Genomic DNA, 19,637 nt, shown 5'->3' on the forward strand with positions numbered 1-19,637 from the left:
ACTTCGTTCGGCACCGCAAAGCGAGCCATGTTCGATGCCGCCGTCATCGCGGAAAAATCAGTACGCGCCTGTGTGACTGAGAATAGCTTTGACTGTTTTAATGGCGATCAGCAAGTCTGAGATCATCGACCAGTTCTCAACGTAGAAGAGATCGAGTCGCACTGAGTCTTCCCACGTCAGGTCGGAACGGCCACTGATCTGCCACAGACCAGTAATACCCGGCCGCACAAGCAGACGACGCCGAGCGTAATCGTCGTAGGTTTTCACCTCAGAAGCGAGGGGTGGTCGCGGACCGACGACGCTCATATCGCGCTTCAACACGTTGATGAACTGAGGCAACTCATCGATGCTGTACTTTCGGAGGATCCGCCCGACAGAGGTCACTCGAGGATCTTGACGGATCTTAAAGAGCACGCCGCCGTCACTTTCATTCAGTGCGGCGAGGTTGCCAACCAATTTGTCGGCGCCATCGACCATCGTCCGGAACTTGATCATCTGGAACGGCTGGCCGTCTAGGCCGATGCGTTCCTGTTTGTAAAAGACCGGCCCTCGGCTAGTGAGCTTCACAGCGAGCGCGACAATTCCCAGTACCGGCAAACCGACAAGCAACACAGAAGAGGAGAACATGATGTCGAAGAGGCGCTTCTGGAAGCGCTTGGCGCCGTGATATTGCGGTTTCTCGACGTGAATGAGAGGCAAACCAGCGACAGGGCGCATCTGCAATCGGGGACCTGCAATGTCGACCACTCCTGGGGCAACCAGAAGATCGATATCTAGTTTCTCCAGCTCCCATGACAGGTCCCGGATGCCACGACCATCAAGCCGTTCGGTGGCTGTCACAGCTACCGCATTGCTACTGGTCGCTGTAACGGCTCCCACGACGTTTGACTCATCACCGAAAGTCGGTATGGCACCAACCCCGGGAACATCTATTTGCGTTCGGGGCGCTGGACCCGGAATGCAGGCGCCCACCACCTCATAGGCAGACCGCGGGTCGCGAGCGAGAGAGGACGTCAGATCGCGTACTGCTGAAGCACTGCCGACAACCAGTACCCGCGTGATGCACCGCCCATGCTTCCGTCGCGCCTGAACAACAACTTGGCGCGCGAGCCACCGAATGAGAACCAAGATGGCGATGCCCGCCGGCAGCGCGATCATCAAGTATCCGCGAGCTATCTCCAGCTTGAACAGCATCGAGAAGATGGCGACGCCTCCGAATACCGCGAGAGTCCCGAGCCATACGCGTCGATACTCCTCCACGCCAGAACCGATAACGCGCGGGGATCGAGAGTGGTTGATGGTAAGCGCCAGCGTCCAAACGACCACTAGTGCCGCTGACACGACGGGATAATCCAGGTACGGACTGGTCGTCACCTCGCCAGTCAAGCCACCGAAACGGAGCCATTGAGCTAACCCGACGGCCAAGAGCACACCCAAGGCGTCAAGTACGACAAGCCGTCTCGCGTAACCCCGTTGCCACGCTGGCGCCTTCGCCGGGATGGCGACAATATTTGCCGCTACATCTAGCCGGTCATTTACGGCCGTCACTGTCCCCCCCAGATGTTTGCCCGTGTGGTCAGCAACTTTAAACCCCCGCCGTTACCGTTCTCAAGGCGAATCATCTCTTCGCTCAGCAACCTAACACGACAGATGAGGCGAACGACGTGGAATTCACGCGCCCGTTACTTGGNCCCCCGCCGTTACCGTTCTCAAGGCGAATCATCTCTTCGCTCAGCAACCTAACACGACAGATGAGGCGAACGACGTGGAATTCACGCGCCCGTTACTTGGGGAATCGACGTCAACGCGCTACTTGAGTCAGCCAGTCCGCCTTTTCGCAAAACACGCCTCGAGGGAGATGCCCGGTTCTCTACGACAAACCGATAGGACACGTCGCGGGCAGCAAACTTTTCAGATTTCCCGCGCGGTGCTGCGACATAGTTCCAGAAGAGGCGGAAGCAGCCCGGCTATCAGCACGCCCACCCGCTCGAACACCTCGGGACCCCGACCAATGGGGTCCGGGATGTCATCTTTCGTGCTGACAGAAACGAGGTGGCGCAACCCAGCCAGATCCGAGATGCAGTGTGCATCCGGACGGGACGCCAGCCGCGCTGCCTCGTGCAAGGTGAAAGTCCGACGCAGCATCCGAGGAGCTTGTTGAAGCACCAGGTCACGTTGCAACAGGGTCATCGTCACCACGATGTCGGCATTAGAGGCGATTTTGGTAGTCAACTGGCGAGCGGTGAAGCCCGAGGGATCGCCTCCGAGCGATCGCAGCACGCTGGCCGCATAATCGTGCATTGGGTGGCCGATTACCGCCCTGGTTCCAGCGCTTGATGGCTCGAGGCCGACGATCCCTGCTTCTTGGCCGAGCGCCCGCGCCAACCGCTCGGCAGTAGGCGATCGGCAGATATTCCCCGTGCACACAAACAGTAGTTGCAGGACAGGCTCCTCCCTTGTCACTCTGATCACCAGAAAACCACATTGCGCGATCGCTGTCGCAATCAATCAGCGCTCGTGAACAATCGGCTGTGACAAACGGAGGGCCATTAGGAGCGGCTTACGAGGTTCTCCCGGCACAAAGCAGAGGTGAGGCATTGCCCTCACTCCCGCTTCCACATGTCGGAGGCAGCCGCCGACAAGTCCGTCGCCCTCCGGTGGACATTCCGAGCCCGCACGTCGCGCTCATGACTCGAATCGCGGCTTCCCAGAATTCAACTAGCGACCTCTCTACCCGGGTGCGCCACCTAGAGACGTCCGGTAGAGACACCTGTATGGTGACGCTGGTGGGGATGCAACACGTGGCCGCGGAAGCTGGCTTATCGGTAGACCGATTCAACAAATGGCTGTCTGAACGACCAAATTTGCGTGCGCTCGTTCGCTCCAGTGTTCAAAAGGCGAACGCGCCGATTGCGAAAGCACGATTTCGCCGGGAAGTTGACAAAGTCAACTCTCCCTTACGTCTGGAAATCGGTGGGCATAACTCTCGACCCGGCTGGATAGTTACGAACGTCAATGCCGTCACACGACTTTACCTCGACGCGACGCGACGCTGGCCGCTCAGCGACGGCTCTATTGAGTACATTTTCTCCGACAACGTGATCGAACACTTGACGCTTGAAGCAGGCCGACAGATGCTTCAGGAGGCGCGCAGATGTCTGCGACCCGGCGGCGTTATCAGGACAGTGACACCTGACCTGCGCGCGCATGTCGACATGTATTTGCAGGGTGATGGCGTGGTCAATAATGAAGTAGCGCTCCATTACCGAGACATCGGCATGCAGGTGGAATATCCCATCGACCTTATCCGCATTCCCGTCGCCGCCTTCGGCCATCATGCGGGTTACCTGTATGACTTCGAAACACTGGCGGCCGAGCTCCAGCGCGCGGGTTTCTCAAACATCGTTCGTTGCTCGCTCGGCGAAAGCGAGCACGAAGCATTGAGAGACCTCGATCTCCGGGGACATGAGGGTGGCGCTCAGTTGGCCGTTGAAGCAACAGCCTAGTTCACCGGTGACGACGCATTTGGTGTTGGCGTTGCAACAGCCAGCGTCCCGCTAAGACCACGATCATTCGGCGACTTCGAAAAGGTAATCGTGGTAGGAGAGTTGCGATACACCGACGTACCCGGTCAGCAACTCGCCGACCTGTTCAGGGCGGTCTGACTCAACCAGAATCCACCGTGGGCGGTGCCTTTTCAGATCCAAACCGGCGATCACATCAAGTTCGTGGCCTTCCACGTCGATCGACAGGAGGTCAGGTGCTCGCCCTTTTGCGACATGATCGATGACGGTGGACAGGGTCGTCGTCGCTACGCTGACTCCCCCGCTACCACTCATCTCCACCTTGCTTGTGAGATCTTCATAGGCCATGTCGATGATCGCACATTCGCTGGACGACGATGCTGCAGCGCAGATGACGGTCGCGCGCGGCCTGTTGCGTTGCGCTTCGTCGGCCAACTGCGGGATAGGCTCTATCAGTATTCCACTCCACGAAAGTTCCTGCTCCAGTAGAAAAGTATTCGAGGCTTGCAGCCCGTCATTCGCCCCCAGTTCGATGAAAGTCCCACCACGCCGCCGGCCGATCGCGTCGGCGAGAAGCACATCAAGTCCATCAAGTCCTGGCCGACGCCACGGACCAATCTTCAGCTGTGCCGACGCTCTCGTTCTCAAACTCTTGATCCGGCGTACCCGCCTGTCTCCCAGTCCATTACGAACGAGTCGTTTCGTGTTCACAGCCGTCGAGAGTACCCTTCTGGCTCCTGTGTCGAGTTGCTGACACCCAAGGTCTGAATGTGCGGTCGTTTCTTGTCATCGTCGTGAACAGGTTGTCCCTTTTTATCTCCCGCACGCAGCAAGACCGTTCGACCGACGTCTAGTCGGTACGTAACCAATTCGACTGTCACGCAGACGAGCAGCCCAGCTAGCACCCCGCCCATAGCCCCGGCGGTGCCCAGCTTGTGGGCCAGTACCCCAGCCAATGGCAGCCCGATTATGGATCCGCAGGCGACCCCGATCACCGCCACGCGCAAGCGTTCGAAGGTTGCCAGTGCGACACGCTCCAAAACCGATTGGAAGAACATCACCGCCACGCAAGCCGACATCAGGAGAATCACGTCCCATGACAAGGAAATCGCCCCGGCGCCCAACCACTTGATGAGATCAGGCGCGGCTAAGAAGGTTCCAACGCCAAGCAACAATGCGAAGGCTGCGGCACTGAGAAGCGCCGCGTCCGCACGCCGGCGGCGGGCGATGCCGGTTGCGCGAGGTACCCATCCCTGAAGGACTGTAGTCGCCGGTACGGTTGCGACAACGACGAGTCCCTTGACCCTATCGGCTAGAGCGAAGGCCGGCTGTATCCCTGGGGCGACGACCGAAACAATTGCCAACGGCGCGGCAGCGTATGTCGCCGAGCCGAGGGCTGACGCAATTCCTTGGCGGTTTGCAACCAAAATGCCCGTAATGCCATGGCGTTCGCATCCGCCAGCCCCGGCGCGCTTTGTCTCCCACAGGATCCACGCTGACGACAGCGCCACGCCGACCGACATCCCAACAAGCATTCCCAGGGGGCCCATGACAGCGCTGTGTCCCTCGCGCATGAGGAGGATTCCGAACGCGGTACCCGCTGCTCGTGGCAATGTATCGAGCAGCAGCATCGTGTAGGGCTTCGACATGCCAACGAAATACCAGCTTGCACTGAGCCCCATACAGGTCGCCGAGACGGCCCCCACGGCCGCAAACGACGGGGCATTCGAGGAGATCGAGCACGCCACAATTGCCGCAATAAGAGATACGGGCGGCGCCAGCACCCCGCGCGCGACCATGGATTCGACATATTCCTGGCGCCTTTGAGTCGGCCCGCCTTGGGCAACCCTTGCCGGGCCGAACCAGCCCCATCCATATCCGACGGCCACTCCTCCAACCGTTCCGACCACCTGCCCTAGGGCGATAGAGCCCCACGCCGCGTCTCCGCTCGCAGCGATCATTGCCGGGATTGCCACCAAAGACGCGAGGGCTAGAACAGAGACCGAGAGCGCGAATCCCAGTAAGCGCAGCGCGCCAGAGCGCATTCGTAGGTAGCCGCGAGGCAGTCGGGTACGGAGCCGATTTGGCATTCTCGGGTGCTCCTCAGGTGGATTCGAGTATCCCGTTCAGCTTCTGCGCGAGACCTCGTTCATCATCATGCCAGCAAGCGACCTCAAGCCGTAGGGAAGCCATCCGGTGGCCATCCCTAGAGCGATCGCGCGACGACATGTCATGAGGCTCAACCGTGCAAAGTCGCAGACAGCGCTACGTGTCAGGTTTCGATGAGCCACAATGAAGAACTTGAGCACACACGTATGGCTTGCAGGAACAGCGAACCGCCGAGCAGCACACGCCGAGCGGCCTGGTCACGGCAGTCGCCATCGATGTGCTGATCACGGACCCTCGTCGGCTACCGTGAGCAAATCAAGAGGTGCACATTGGGGCGGGAGAGAGCAAATGACTATTGCTGAGCGAGGGCAGGCGCGACAACGACTTCGTCCGACCGCCGACGAAGTTCAGCTACGGACGCATCCGCTGTCGTTTTCCACCGCTCTGTGGGTCTGCATCTCAGCGCTGTTGCCAGTGAATCGTGTACTTCCGTTCGCGCCGCGAGCTCTATGGTTTGTTGGAATCCTTGCGCTCCTGTGCCTCCCCATTCTTTTTGGCCGCGCGGACAGGCCGCTGTATCCGTCGGTTTGGGCATTCGCTGGCTTCGCTTCCGTTGTTGCCACGCTCACTGCTACGAGGAACTCGACAGTTCAGGAAAACCTCTTCGTCGGCATGCAACTATTCGTCTTGCTGGGCCTCGGCGTGTTTGCGGTTACCGCTTATGCCTTGAAGGACACAGGTTTTGTCGCACGCGTGAGCGTTGCGTTCCTCGCTGGACAAACGGTGTCGTCTGCTGCCGCAGTCATGCAGGTGTTAGGGCGACCGTTTCTCGGCGTTGAGGCCCTGCAGGGAAGAGCCCTCGGTATGGCAGGGCATCCAAACACCCTCGGGCTTATGGCGTGCGTAGGCATCCTCGTTGCACTACAAATTCTTTTGTCGTGTCGCCGGCGGAGGATTCTCACAGTAATAGCGCTAGCAGCTAATGTCGCCGCGCTATTCGCATCGGGAAGCCTGAGTTCGTTCCTCGCCGTATCGGCGGGCTTCCTGGTCTGGGTGCTATGCATGAGACAACGCCTCGGCAAACTTGCTATCGGCGCCATAGCCTTCATGGCCGGACTGTGGCTGGTCTTCAGTTCGACCGGTATTGCACAATATCTTCCATCCGTGCTCGAGAGGTACCGACAGGTCACCGGTCAGACGAGCGCAGACGGATCATGGGAAATTCGCATTCGTACGTATGATTTTGCGTGGCAAAGAATTATGGAAGACCCGATTTTCGGGAATGGTTTGGGCGCCTCCGCCAGCGGCACCTACAACGGCATCACAGTTACCCACAACATCTTCCTCCGAAGCTGGTTTCAGGGCGGGATCTTCCTGGCTGCGGCCCTGGGCCTACTACTCGTGGCAGTGCTAGCGGTGACCTTGAAATCCATCTACCTAAAGCGATATGCCGCGGAAACAAGTATCATCGTTGCCCTCATCACCTTCGCTCTGACGTCCGCCTTCTTCGAGCAACGGGACTACTGGTTACCGATTCTGATCGCTTGGGGATCAATATCAGCCGCGGAAATCAAGCGACGCGCTATGGCCAAAGCAGCGGAAAACTTGAATCTTAATTGCGCGCTGGCAGACCGAGATCCGTAACCTCATCGCCGAGGCGTGAGAGACTCAAGCAACCGCAGCCAACAGTTGATAGCGACACCTTCACCGAGAACTTTATTGCGGTATTCCTGTCCATTGCGCCCGTAGAGCACCGTGCGGCCCGCCGTGGAGTCCATTTCAAGTACCGCGTTCAGTAGCGCAGACGGGTCACCGGCAGGAACGACCACTCCCGACCTGGACTCCGTTATCTCAGACGCTGCGATTCCATTTGGATCGGTCGCGGCCACGATGGGACGGCCCGCATGAAAATAGGACGTCAATTTGCTCGGGACCGCCATCGCAGAGACCCCTGGTTTCTCATTAACCAAAAACACGTCGGCTGCGCTCAGCGCCAGATGGTAGGCGCTGTTGCTCAGAGGTGCTTGGAAGGTCAATCTTGAGACGCCCTCTGCGTAGTTCTGCAGTTTCTTCCTCTCACCCCCATCTCCGACGAGGATAAAATGCACGGAGGCATGACGTTCGTCGGCCAACCGCGCTGCATCGACGACGTTTTCCAAGCCCTGCTTGACGCCCATGTTGCCCGTGTGCACAGCGAGCGTCACATCAGCGGGCCATCCAAGAGCCTTGCGCGCGTCTGCCGCATCTACCGTCTCCATGGTGGGCAGATGTGACCAATTCCGAATGACAGTCACATGCTTCGGTTCGACGCCAAATTCGTCGACGACGTAATCAGCGAATCGCGAGTGGATCACGACGACCGAATCTGCTGCACGTAGTGTCCAGGCCTCCACCCACCGGGTGAGCCGGCCGACTAGCCCGCTCCCCTCACCTGTTTCCGAGAGACCTAGCGTGTAGATGTCCTGCACCCACACAATCAATTTGGATCTGCTGCGGGTGAGCCGGAGCCGAAGGGTGGCCATCGCAGTCGCGAAAAGGGAAGGAGACACGGCTATAACGACTTCGGGATCGCCCCAGCGCGCGCAGATTAGCCGGAGTCCGAAGCTGAGCTCCGACAACAGTCGCCGAATGCCTCTGGGCGAGCGCGGCACGTAATGGAGGTACCGCCGAATACGCACACCCCGGCTGCCTTCGGTGGCTAGCCACTGTCCGTATCCCTCTTTGATGGTCCACTCGGGATAATGAGGATGCGCAACGAGAGCCTCAACTTCAAAGCCGCTGTCTGCAAGGCCCGTGGCGAGTCCCGACGTATAGGGAGCTATTCCGGTGGGTTCCGGCGAGTAGTTGAGACCCAGGAGTACTACCGCATGAGGCGAGCGCACCAAAAGAGCTTAACCAATCTCGGATATCAGTAATTCGCGACTTGAGTGTCTGGAAGCGACCAGCCTTATCACATGGCGGCGGACGAGGGCCGACGACCGAACCCGCGATATTGCCATCCAGCATCGATCCACCGCTGGTGGTCAAGACAGTTGCGTCCGTCGAGTACTCGTCTGTGACTCACGACCGCGGCCAGCTCTCGCGGGTTCAATTCGCGAAATTCTTCCCACTCGGTCAGAACGAGGACAATATCCGCACCCGCACAGGCGGCCATGGCCGAGGACGCATAACTCAACGTCGGAAATATCTTCCTCGAATTGTCCATGGCCTTCGGGTCGTAGACACTGACAGCCGCCCCCTGGAGCTGCAACTGACCCGCGACGTTGAGCGCCGGGGAATCTCGAACGTCGTCAGAATCGGGCTTGAACGCGGCGCCGAGAACGCCGACGCGGACCCCCAACAATGTTCCGCAAAGCTGCCGGGTGATGTCCACCATCTGCGTTCGACGGCGCATGTTGATCGCGTCGACTTCCCTCAAAAACGTCAAGGCCTGGTCTGCGCCAAGTTCTCCGGCACGGGCCATGAACGCACGGATGTCTTTGGGTAGGCATCCGCCCCCGAATCCCAATCCGGCGTTCAAGAACGCGCGACCGATCCGGCGATCGTGACCAAGCGCGTCTGCCAGTTCCACGACATCCGCTCCCGCCGCTTCACACACCTCGGCAATTGCGTTGATGAACGAGATCTTCGTGGCGAGAAAAGCGTTCGCCGCTATCTTGACCAGTTCGGAGGTAGCCAGATCGGTGACGATGAACGGCGTGCCGCTCGCCAAGACAGACGAGTAAATCTCTCGCGCCACTGTGATTGCCCCGGGGGCGCCTTGTTGCGCGGTCCCCACAACCAAGCGATCTGGTTCGAGAGTGTCGTGAATTGCATGGCCCTCGCGCAGGAACTCCGGGTTCCATGCCAGTTCCACGTCAGGACCTGCTGGCGCGAGTTCCTTCAGACGACTGCGTAGCCTTTCGGCGGTACCAACCGGGACTGTCGACTTACCGAAGAGAACTGCAGGTCGGTCGAGCATGGGTCCGAGTGTTTCGATCACGGAGTCGATCGCGGAGACGTCAGCCGCGAACTCTCCTCTCTTCTGGGGCGTACCCACGGCAATGAAGAAGGCATCCGCGAACCTGGCAGCTTCTTCGTAACTGGCAGTGAATCTCAAATCGCCACTCTGCACCATGCGAGCTGTTAGGGCGTCGAGGCCTGGCTCAAAGAAGGGCACGTGCCCCGCCCGCAGTTGGGAGATCTTGTCGACATCGACATCGACACCCATGACTTCATGCCCGATGCTTGCCATGCAAGCGGCGTGAGTCACTCCCAAGTAGCCCATACCCAAAACAGCAATTCTCATCCGATCGCGACCTCAACTTCTGCGTCTAGCGCCACACGCCCCGTGGTCGCCATCAACGCCGCATCGGAGCTCAACAAGCTTCAATTCCAGTTCCTGCAGGCGCTTTCGCGATTGCGCCACCCCAAATCAACTACGCAACTCTGGCAGCATACTGCTGCTCCATCAAGTTGCATTGCTTCTATGCACAACACCTTGGACCGGTATCGCTCGGAGACTCAGCTCGGGACGGACACTCACCACGATGTGTGGCGCGAGGACGAGCGCTCTGCTGGGTAGGCTGCGAAATGCGCGCAACCACGCCGCCAGTTCAACTTCAGGAGATCAGCGATGCCGCATTCTAGGGTCCGGAAAGGTCTGCGGTTGCTCACCCAGCCATCGTTCATCGCCGCGGCCATCCGATACAAGGTTGCGGCGGCTGTCGAACACCTCGATGCGATCAGGATCTGCGAACCAAACACTCTCATCGACGCCGGAGCCAATAAGGGACAGTTCAGTCTTGCTTTTCGCAGTGTCCGCCCGTCATCGACAATCTTTGCATTCGAACCCCTGCCCGATGCAGCCGGAATTTACGAGCAACTCTTCGCAGGGGACGAAGCCGTCATTGTGGCCCGAACAGCACTGGCCGATGCCGCAGGCACAGCCGAGTTCCATGTGGCCGACCGTCAGGATTCATCTTCGCTTCTCAGCCCCGGCACCGGCCAAGAGCTTGCTTTCGGCGTCCGTACCGCAACGGTCATGCAAGTTCCTGTCCGACGTCTGGACGAGTGCATCGATCTCGACCAACTCACTTCCCCGATCTTTCTGAAAGTGGATGTCCAAGGAGCAGAGCTAGCCGTATTCGAGGGATGCGACAATCTGCACCTCATCGACTTCATATACGTGGAATTAAGTTTTGTTGAGTTATATGAGGGTCAGCCGTTGTTTTACGAGGTGATTGACTATCTTGCAGATCGCGGATTCAGAGTAAGAGGAATATTCAATCAGGTCGTCACGCATGAATTCGGTCCGACCCAAGTTGATGTGTTGTTCGATCGTACGACCAAAACGGGGCGATCATGACAGCCTCCGCACCCGGTCGAGACCGAGCCCCCATAGCGGTTTTTGCATACAATAGATCGGACAAGCTATCGGCGATGCTGACCAGCCTACGATCTTGCACCGGCTTTCGCGAAAGCGACGTGATTATTTTTGTTGACGGCCCAAAGGGGCCTGCTGACGCTGCTGCAGTTGAGCAGGTTCGGGCTTTCGTACGCGATTTGAACATGCCGAATGTCTCATGGAGATTCAGAGATACCAATTGCGGGCTCCGAAACTCAATATATGCCGGAGTTAGCGAAGTAATGGAGGCCTATGGTCGGGCCATCGTTCTCGAAGATGATCTAGTCCTGTCGCCGATCGCCTTGGAATATTTCAACAACGCCCTGGCCCGTTACGAAACAGACCATCGTGTGTGGAGCATTGCCGGCTATATTTACGACGCGCCAGTGCTGCGGAACTCCGACAAGTCCATCGCCATGCCCTATGCCCATCCTTGGGGGTGGGCCACTTGGGCACGCGCATGGAGTGAGTTCAGTCTGGACAACAGGCCCTCTCTACGCGACCTCCGTACCAGTTCCTTCCGCGCAGCCTTTGACATGGACGGACTTTATCCTTTCACTTTACAGCTGGAGAACTCCTTGAAAGGTCGCGTCAACAGTTGGTTCATTCATTGGTACTACACCGTCTTCAGCCACGGCGGGGTGTCAATATTCCCGCCACGGAGAGTATGTGACAATTACGGACTAAATGACGGATCTCACGGTGGCGCTCTTAATCCGCACATGAAGCTGGTGAATAGACCAGCCCTTCTCGGGGAGCTACCGCAATTCTGCGACCCCAACACTGTGAATTTCTACGCAATGGATGAGTTGAGACGCTGCCGGGAGGTCAGGGTGCAGCGGTTGATTGCACGCATAGGATCAGCAAAAAGGACACTGAAGGCGCTGCGATGAATGCCTCGATCCCGAGCGGTCCGTTCCGTACCTATCCGTGGCCGCTCAGTACCTTACGGAATCTCTTTCGACGGGCGCGTCTTTTCCGTGTGCGGTCCCGTGGACCCCAACGTTTCGTGCACGGCGCACACATCAGCTTTGCCAAGGGCGCCGACATCCGCGCCCCGCATTACGTGGAACTCGGTCATCACATCTCGTTCGGGAAAAACTTCACATGTGAGGTCGATATGCGCGTTGACAGCTATGTTCTAGTATCCAGCAACGTTTCGTTCATAGGGCGTGATCATCCTTTCCACGATCCGAACACAACGGTCTACGAGGCACCCCGATCAGACACATCTGTAGTTCAGGTGGGCAGCGACGTTCTCATTGGATACGGGACCATCGTCGTGGGAACAGTCAGTATCGGCGACGGATGCATTGTTGGGGCAGGGTCAGTAGTAGTGCACGATCTTCCGGCTTACACCATCTGCGCCGGCGTGCCCGCGAAGCCGATTCGCCCGAGATTCGAGCAAGCTTGACGAGAAATCGACTGGCTGGGAACCCCCTGGAAACGGGGCAGGTATCTCCACCGCAAAAGTCCATTTATGGTACGAATCGGCATTGCAACGCTGTGTGCCGTCCGACTGTCATCGCCCAAACTTCAGGGGGTTTCGTTGTACAGGGTGGTTAGCTCACTGGCCGTTGCTGTACTGGTGATCGCCGGCTGCGCGTCGAATGACACGTCGACGGTGTCCTTCTGCACTAAGCAGACCACGACCGCCGCTGCCGCTCCGAAAATCCCTCACGCGAAGTCTTCACCGACGAGTGCGGCGAGTGGTGCGTCAGCCACGCAGGTGCGCTATCCGGCGGCGGTCCTGTCACTCGCAACGGCAAGCAAACATGCCACCCTCGATAGCAGACCTTTTAGTGCTCACGAATTCCGATTCGCAGAACAGCCCGCGCCCACGCCTGGACCAACGCTTCGAATACTGCTTCCGTCGACGCTGCACCTCCTCACTGGACAGACCTACAGCTTGGATTTTTCCGACCTCATCCTTGGTTTTGAGCCGGACATGAAAGTCGAGGTCGCTGGACCGGAAGGCGCCGAATTCAAAGACAACGTATGGACTTTCACTCCTAAAGCCCCTGGCCCGTTGACATTGTCGGTAGACGTCAAAAGTCAAGCCGGTGCGGTCTTGACGAGCGCGTCCAGGTCCATTGAGGTGCTGACGCCGCGGACAGGAATCAATCTGCGTCATCTCAGCATCGGCGACTCGATTACTAGGGCAGGGGGATACACGGACTTAGCCGTTCGGTGCATCCTTGGAGGCAAAGAGCTGGGAACGCGAACGTACGATAACGGGACTATATGCATGGAGGGCCGCGGCGGCTGGACGCTTCAGCGCTATATGGCACGCATAGCACAGCCAATGGGCGGCGACTCCCCATTTGTGTTCCCCCGAGGCGTAGAAGGCGATAAATATCGTGGCAACACGGCGTTCTGGAGAGACGTCACGACCACGCAACCGAAGGCCTACGCTTACGGAGGCTTTCAAATGATCGCTCGGGGGTGGAAGACAACCGGCGCATTCGATTTCGACCAGAACGGCTATCCCACGACACCGAAACGGGGCGACGTCGTCGCGGACCCGCTGCAGCCGCCGGGCGCCCAATGGCGCTTTTTTGATGGCGCCATGTGGGCCCCTATGACCCCGCAACCCAATACAGAGGTGTCATTCCCGAAGTATATGAAGCGGTATGCCTCAGCTTTCTCCGCGGGGGCACCCACATCGATCAGTATCATGCTTGGCACTGTTGATTTTCTGTCTACACCCACCGAACAGCTCTGGCCCGCGTTCAAGGAGCGACTCGACAAGCTAATCGGGTCGATAAGATCGTGGAACGCGACGGTGCCGATAATACTGATCGGATCCCCCAGTGGGGGACCACAGAACTTTTGGTCCGAAACTGATCAGGCCATCACCGCTGCCGAGTTCAACCGACGGATTGCCGAATACACGGACCACCTCTATGCCGCTTATGACACGCAAGAGAACCACGATCGGAACCTTTATGCGATTTCTTTTCTCGGCGTGGTCTCCGATAACAACATGGCCGATTACGTTCATCCCAAGATGCCCGACGGCCATGCCCAGATGGCACCGTGGCTCGCGGGAATCCTCGCACACCTCATTTCAGGCGGCGCGGTCTGAATTGCGAGACGAAGCGGATCAAACCTGTTCCCGATACCAAGAAAGCGTCATCGCTTCCTCACATACACGATAAGCAGGGGCTGTAGCGCACTAGGAAGATATTTGTGAAGCCACATGAATGCCCTGAACAGAAGCGCATTACCGAAGTGGTACGCGGGTTCACCGGAGCAGTATTGGATGAATATTTCTACACCAGGCCCGAACGCGGACCTCAGAGCCCTTTTGCTGTTCAGCTTGTATGCCGTTGGGAAAACATCCACTGCCTTTCGTTTCGGCTGTATGAAAGTCAGTGCTCGAACGTGGAGTCGATTTGGGACAGCTCTCGCAACAAGTGCGATGTATCCATATTTGTTAGGTGTCAGCGCGGCGATCGTACCCCCGGGCTTTAGTATCCGAAGCAGCTCGCTGGCGACAAACCTTGAGTCTTCTACATGTTCGTATACGAACCGCGAGATAATGATATCGAAGCTGTCGTCTGCATACGGAAATCGCTCGCCGGCTTTGAGTACCTCCGCGTGATGAAGATATGGATTTCCCATAACCGCTTCATCGACGTCGCACCCCTCGACATGCGCACACCTGTGCCGAAGATCGAACAGCTGCCTTCGATACTCGACGTCATTGTCGATGATGTGTTCTCCGCGTCCGGCACCAAAGTCGAGCACTCTGTCCGTTGACCGGAGGATGCTGTCGACCTGGGTAAACATCGAGACCCCAACGTCAGCATGGCTGAAGCCGCCGATATTCGCCTCGGGAAAGAATCGCCGTCGTAGACTCAACCCCTCCGTCGATGTTCTCCGCACTTCGAGTCCTCCCCGACTGGTTTCGATGGCGTTCGATGAACCCTATATCGCGCAATGAGGTTCAGCAGTTCCAGTACTGGCGAGCCGTCTCGGCCGAGAGTGCGGATCGACAATTCTTCCCTCTGCGGTTCGAACTCTTTGGCACATCAGGGAATCGTATGAATCCGAAATCTCAGGAATCACTGGCACATCCCTAATCGTCTTGCCGGCGCCGCCGCCCGCCACTCCGCGATGTCTCGGTCTCCGACGCACTCTGCGAGGCCGCATCGCTCGTATCCAGGGCACCGTCAGTAGGCACCGGCTTGGACGTCGGCGGAGCCGCAGCCACCTTCTTCGGCGCACGCAGGGCGTTCGGCGCCTCACCGTAGTACGTGTACTGGTATGTGTAAGAAGAGCTTCCACGCGCCGGCATCATCGAGAAAACTGCGGCTAGCGGCTGCGCTCCGACATTCTGCAGGCTTTCGACTGCATGGGCCAATTGATCACGCTTGGTGTGGCCGTGCCGTGCAATGATGAGAACTCCGTCAGCGGCCGCCGCTAGGATAGCGGCGTCGGTAACCGCCAAGAGTGGGGTGGAGTCGACGATCACGTAGTCGAACTTCGATCGAAGCTCGTTCAGCAGCATTCGCGCAGATTGCGAGCCTAGCAACTCACTCGGATTCGGCGGGATGGCGCCGGACGTCAGCACGGTGAGCCCTGGGAACCGGGTCTTCTGCAGGGCTTCATCGAGGCTTACGGCGCCACTGAGTACCGAACTGAACCCGACGGTGCCGACAAGGTCAAGGTATTTGTCGAGGCTGGGCCGGCGCATGTCGCCGTCCACAAGCACCACGTTGTGCTCCGCTTCTGCCAACACCAGCGCCAAATTGATCGCCGTGGTCGATTTGCCCTCGCTTGGTACTGAACTCGTAATGACGATGACCCTCGGCGGATTGTCTACCGCCAAGAACTGCAAGTTTGTGCGCAGTTTTCGGAAGGCTTCGGCTATGGCCGAGTTGTCGCTCTCGAAGGCAATCGCGGGGGTCTTGCGGCGTTCCTTATCAAGAGGAATGGTTCCGACGACACCCGCACCGGTAATATCCTCCAGGTTCTTGGCTTCCTTCACGGTGTTGTCGAGCAGGTCGCGTAGTACTGCGAGACCGACCCCAAGCACCAACCCGAAGGCAAGTCCTGCCATCAAGTTCATACCCGTGCGCGGCACGACCGGATCTGCCGGAATAGACGCTCGCTGTTCTACGACGACGCGCGCGTCAGGCGTCGACCCGTTCTCCGGGGTTTCGAGTTCTCGAACCATCACGACGAATTCGTCAGAAATTGTGTTGGCGATATCTCGAGCACGCACTGGCGATTCATCCTGCACAGCAAGATCGATCAATACAGTGTCGGGTTTGGCGCTGGCCTTCACGCGCGACTTCAGCTGATCACCCGTCATGGGCAAGCCGAGCTTGTCAACCGTCCGTTGCGCGAGCGTCTGGCCCATCAGCAGTTCGGTGTAAGAAATGACGCGCTCTTGAGAGAACCTGTTGCCTTGATAGATGTCTGTGACGGAGTTACCCGCCGTCGTTGATACGAAGAGCCGCGTGGTCGCTTGATACATCGGGGTGGTAACGAGTGTCATGATGATCGCCGCCATTGCGCCGACCAGTACCCCAACGCACACGGTGATCCACCGAGTCCGAACGAGTTTCACGAATTCTTGGAAGTTCAAAACAACACCTCTAACCCTATGCCAACGCCGCGGCCTGATGACCTCACACTTGGCTTCTTTCTGTTGAACAAGACTCCGCGCAGCCAACTCAAAGCACCTGCGCCATCGCGTCGCATGCAGCTGGATCGGCCGACCACGAGACCTTCGCGAACTAACGCGCGCACTCCGGCACCTTCACCACAGGAACTGAAGTGTCGATCAGGGGTTGCAACAGTACGCGTGGTGTTCCAGGCGTTGTCGGTTCGGAGAGTTGAAAGTCAACGTTCGCAGTTTGGCCGGGCGGAATCACCAACTGCACCTCAAAGACGGGGTGTCCTCGTTCTGTGCTCAAGATTGCAGGAACTCGCTCGCCATTCAGGATTGCAGCCGAAAGCTTCGCGTCTTTCGTCGCGAAAAGTCTCAGCGAGGTGACGTTCGTACCCCTTGGAAACTCCACCTGCAGATTCGGCGACAAGCCCTCAGAAGCGCCGACGTAGTCGGGCAACGGTCCCGTGGGTACCGTGTTGGTCAGTCTGACGGAAACCGTTGATGCGCGAGTATCACCTGCGCATTTATCTGCGGCATACTCGACCTGGCTTTTGAGATAGTAGTCAAGCTTATTGCCGCCCAGATTGTTAAGCACGATCGCCGCATACGGACCCGGATCTTCGGGGATCACGTGCGCAAGCGGAGTCTGTTCGAGAAGTTGTTGCTCCTCAGGGATAGAGCTCCAAATTAAGATTCGTCTTTCGCTTGCCGCTTTACCAAGCGCTTCTAACAGCTGTCGAGGCGATTGCACTGGACCGGTTATTTTCGCGACAACTGCATTTGCGATGTTCTGCAAGTACGTCTTTCGCGCCAGTTGGTCATCTGGAAAACGCTTGTAGGCGGTTGATTCGGTGAGTTCGACAACATTTTCCTTCGATACCACCTCCCCGTCGGGCATCGTTATGGGGCCAACGGCACCGAGTATGTAGCTCAGTGCGACAGGGTCGATCGCGATGACGCCATCGACATTGGTGCCGGTCCGCTCAGCCCACATTGATTTCCATATCTGGGCAGCGTAGGGAAAGTGCGGACTCATATTGCTATTGCGGAAGTCAGTAAACGGATTGGCAAACCCGTACTGCTGATCGTAATCCGATCCCAGGTCAACCGGGCCAACCGCATCGATCAGGTCAATATTCGACGCAAGATTATCCACGGTCGGCACCCCATTATTGAAACGAAGAATTCCGAACGCACCCAGGAGCCCACCCGTTCCTCGCACCTCAGCGTTAGTCTGGAAGCCCATGAAGTAAGTACGTGGACCATCGGCACCCATCATTGATGGTCCCAATTTAGCGGCCATGGCGGTGCCTTCGACCACTCTGGTGAGCTCGGAAATCTGACTTTGCAACTCAGTGCGCGCGTTACGCAAAATCGACACGTAGCGCGGGTCCGTGATCGCGCCGGCATCGACATTCAGCTGCTCCGCTTTGTCGGAGAGCTCGCTCAGTTTCGGCTCTTGGGCGCGCAGCAGGCTGACGTCGATCCGTCCATTTCGATAAAGCTGGTCGGGCGACATCGCGATCCCGACGTCCGCGGCTGGCCGCAGCACGTCGACAGAAAGGCCCAGGACGACGTCGGTGATCTGCTGGCCAGTTCGTAGAGGGCTGCCCAGCCATGGAACCTTCGATGCAACGTTCCACGCGAGCGAATGTGTGGCATCTCGGGCGGCTTCCGCGTTGACCGCTGCATCTCTTGCCGATCCCGACGCTGCCGCTGTGTCCCCGTCGAGCAGAAAATCCTTGGCCCGCTGGGCATTTACGCGTGCTTGCTCGAGATTCGACTTCGCCTGGATGGCGCCGATCGCGATCCAGCAGCCGAGACCGATGACGATGAGCAGCAGGACGGCTGCCCCCCAGATCAACCCTCTCCGGCGATGAGACACACCAACCTCGCGTTGGCCCGCCAACGAATCGCTTTCAAATTCGTCGCCGACGTTCGGGTCAGATTCGTGATGACGTGGACGTCGAGAGAAGAAGGGCACTCAGACATTCCTGTGAATAGATGAGGCCTGCACGTCAAGCGACGTGCAGGCCTCAGCACGATGGATGCGAAGCAACTCGTAGCGGCTTAGCAGGAACCCTGAGTGATTGTCCCGTACGGGCCGATTCCGACCGAATTGCCGTTCAGGCAGACGTTGAACTTCACGCCCCTCGAAATTGCCTCATTCTCCCGGAGCTGAGCCGCCCGAGTCGCTGCGAGCTGACCGAAGAACGTGTTGGGATGCGCCGCGGCGTAGGCCTCGAGGCGGGTCGCTCGACGATCCTGCGACTTCGCGCTCTGGTCCAGGAAAACACTGACGAGCTGCAGCGAGGCCGCCGTCACGATGTACACCGGCCCCTTAGGCTGGAGGGGAAGATCGGCGAAGGTGGGCGCCGCGGGCAGCTGCACCGCAGGCGCCGCATTCGCGGCGACCGGAGCAAACGCGGCACCGACCGCAACAGCGGCGGCAGCGGCAGTCACCTGGAATTTGGTGGCAACGGTGGTCATGTCCCCCCACGCTTTCGTTCGGAAATAGTTGCTGGAAGCATCGCACGCTCCCGAGGGCCTGTCAAACGAATCGGCCAAGATTCTCCGACACGATTGGCAACGTCATAAACCCAGTGTTACCAGCAGATCAACCGACCGAAGCTATGACAAGGTTGGCTACGAAACCGACCCTAGGGACGCAGGCGGAAAGGGGTCGGTCACGACGCATCGTGGGAATTTGCTGAGGTGACTGCATCGGTCCGTTTGCCGAGCAAGTGGTCGCAGTGGCCTAGATCTCAGCCATGGCCAGAAGTGGGGCAACGGTCGCGGAACCGGGAACGCTCACCGCCCGATCTAGAGCTGCCTCACGCGTTTCTAAGGGACTAATAAGGGCCGGACGCGACGGGAAAAGATGTCGCCGTTAGCATCAGGTCAGTGTCAGGGTGAGGTCGCCGCTTCTCGCGGTGGTTGGGATCCTGATCATCTGGTGTCTGGCTCGTAGCATCGGTGCCGCCTTCGGGTT

15 protein-coding genes are annotated in these 19,637 nt (G+C 58.3%); 5 read left to right on the forward strand and 10 right to left on the reverse strand.

The window, feature by feature from the left end:
• Positions 1-57 precede the first annotated feature (57 nt).
• A complete protein-coding gene (locus MCHUDSM44219_RS03460; protein ID WP_048416830.1) occupies positions 58-1,548 on the reverse strand; it encodes a sugar transferase in 1,491 nt (496 codons plus the stop codon).
• 363 nt (positions 1,549-1,911) lie between these two features.
• The gene (locus MCHUDSM44219_RS03465; RefSeq protein WP_330218600.1) at positions 1,912-2,508 is read right to left on the reverse strand and encodes an arsenate reductase/protein-tyrosine-phosphatase family protein; all 597 of its coding nucleotides are present in this window, start codon (positions 2,506-2,508) and stop codon (positions 1,912-1,914) included.
• Positions 2,509-2,774: 266 nt separating this feature from the next.
• On the opposite strand from MCHUDSM44219_RS03465, the gene MCHUDSM44219_RS28675 reads away from it, so the two are divergent.
• Positions 2,775-3,506 (forward strand): class I SAM-dependent methyltransferase, encoded by a 732-nt coding sequence (locus MCHUDSM44219_RS28675; RefSeq protein ID WP_157868744.1) that lies wholly within the window; start codon positions 2,775-2,777, stop codon positions 3,504-3,506.
• A gap of 63 nt (positions 3,507-3,569) precedes the next feature.
• Here the strand turns inward: MCHUDSM44219_RS28675 and MCHUDSM44219_RS03475 are convergent, their stop codons facing one another.
• Positions 3,570-4,103: an FkbM family methyltransferase gene (locus MCHUDSM44219_RS03475; protein WP_048416832.1), complete on the reverse strand. Its 534-nt coding sequence runs from the start codon at positions 4,101-4,103 to the stop codon at positions 3,570-3,572.
• 128 nt (positions 4,104-4,231) lie between these two features.
• Positions 4,232-5,413 (reverse strand): hypothetical protein, encoded by a 1,182-nt coding sequence (locus tag MCHUDSM44219_RS03480; RefSeq protein ID WP_131722274.1) that lies wholly within the window; start codon positions 5,411-5,413, stop codon positions 4,232-4,234.
• Between the two features lie 568 nt (positions 5,414-5,981).
• Between MCHUDSM44219_RS03480 and MCHUDSM44219_RS03485 the strand changes: the two genes are divergently transcribed.
• Positions 5,982-7,277, forward strand: a complete 1,296-nt coding sequence (locus MCHUDSM44219_RS03485; protein WP_157868745.1) for an O-antigen ligase family protein — start codon at positions 5,982-5,984, stop codon at positions 7,275-7,277.
• Positions 7,278-7,279: 2 nt separating this feature from the next.
• Here the strand turns inward: MCHUDSM44219_RS03485 and MCHUDSM44219_RS28680 are convergent, their stop codons facing one another.
• Together MCHUDSM44219_RS28680 and MCHUDSM44219_RS03490 are read right to left on the reverse strand one after the other, a co-directional pair.
• The gene (locus tag MCHUDSM44219_RS28680) at positions 7,280-8,515 is read right to left on the reverse strand and encodes a glycosyltransferase (RefSeq protein ID WP_082162011.1); all 1,236 of its coding nucleotides are present in this window, start codon (positions 8,513-8,515) and stop codon (positions 7,280-7,282) included.
• A 68-nt stretch (positions 8,516-8,583) separates the two neighbouring features.
• Positions 8,584-9,921, reverse strand: a complete 1,338-nt coding sequence (locus MCHUDSM44219_RS03490) for a UDP-glucose dehydrogenase family protein (protein WP_048416834.1) — start codon at positions 9,919-9,921, stop codon at positions 8,584-8,586.
• A 360-nt stretch (positions 9,922-10,281) separates the two neighbouring features.
• Between MCHUDSM44219_RS03490 and MCHUDSM44219_RS28685 the strand changes: the two genes are divergently transcribed.
• The 3 genes from MCHUDSM44219_RS28685 (at position 10,282) to MCHUDSM44219_RS29725 (ending at position 14,107) form a co-directional block, all read left to right on the forward strand.
• The gene (locus MCHUDSM44219_RS28685) at positions 10,282-10,980 is read left to right on the forward strand and encodes an FkbM family methyltransferase (RefSeq protein WP_236695328.1); all 699 of its coding nucleotides are present in this window, start codon (positions 10,282-10,284) and stop codon (positions 10,978-10,980) included.
• 74 nt (positions 10,981-11,054) lie between these two features.
• Entirely contained in the window at positions 11,055-11,912 is an 858-nt protein-coding gene (locus MCHUDSM44219_RS28690; RefSeq protein ID WP_236695329.1) for a hypothetical protein, read from the forward strand.
• Between the two features lie 665 nt (positions 11,913-12,577).
• Positions 12,578-14,107, forward strand: coding sequence for an SGNH/GDSL hydrolase family protein (locus MCHUDSM44219_RS29725; RefSeq protein WP_131722275.1), 1,530 nt, complete (start codon positions 12,578-12,580; stop codon positions 14,105-14,107).
• A gap of 47 nt (positions 14,108-14,154) precedes the next feature.
• Here MCHUDSM44219_RS29725 and MCHUDSM44219_RS28700 read toward each other — a convergent pair whose 3' ends face one another.
• The 4 genes from MCHUDSM44219_RS28700 to MCHUDSM44219_RS03510 form a co-directional block, all read right to left on the reverse strand.
• Positions 14,155-14,814 carry a class I SAM-dependent methyltransferase gene (locus tag MCHUDSM44219_RS28700; protein WP_082162015.1) on the reverse strand — a complete coding sequence of 220 codons (660 nt, stop codon included), beginning with the start codon at positions 14,812-14,814 and terminating at the stop codon, positions 14,155-14,157.
• Positions 14,815-15,103: 289 nt separating this feature from the next.
• Positions 15,104-16,618: a tyrosine-protein kinase domain-containing protein gene (locus tag MCHUDSM44219_RS03505; protein WP_048416837.1), complete on the reverse strand. Its 1,515-nt coding sequence runs from the start codon at positions 16,616-16,618 to the stop codon at positions 15,104-15,106.
• A 151-nt stretch (positions 16,619-16,769) separates the two neighbouring features.
• Positions 16,770-18,629: a DUF4012 domain-containing protein gene (locus MCHUDSM44219_RS28705; RefSeq protein WP_082162016.1), complete on the reverse strand. Its 1,860-nt coding sequence runs from the start codon at positions 18,627-18,629 to the stop codon at positions 16,770-16,772.
• 86 nt (positions 18,630-18,715) lie between these two features.
• Positions 18,716-19,135 carry a hypothetical protein gene (locus MCHUDSM44219_RS03510; protein WP_048416838.1) on the reverse strand — a complete coding sequence of 140 codons (420 nt, stop codon included), beginning with the start codon at positions 19,133-19,135 and terminating at the stop codon, positions 18,716-18,718.
• Positions 19,136-19,637: the final 502 nt, after the last annotated feature.

This window comes from Mycolicibacterium chubuense (genome assembly GCF_001044255.1).
GTDB classification, from domain to species: Bacteria; Actinomycetota; Actinomycetes; order Mycobacteriales; family Mycobacteriaceae; genus Mycobacterium; species Mycobacterium chubuense.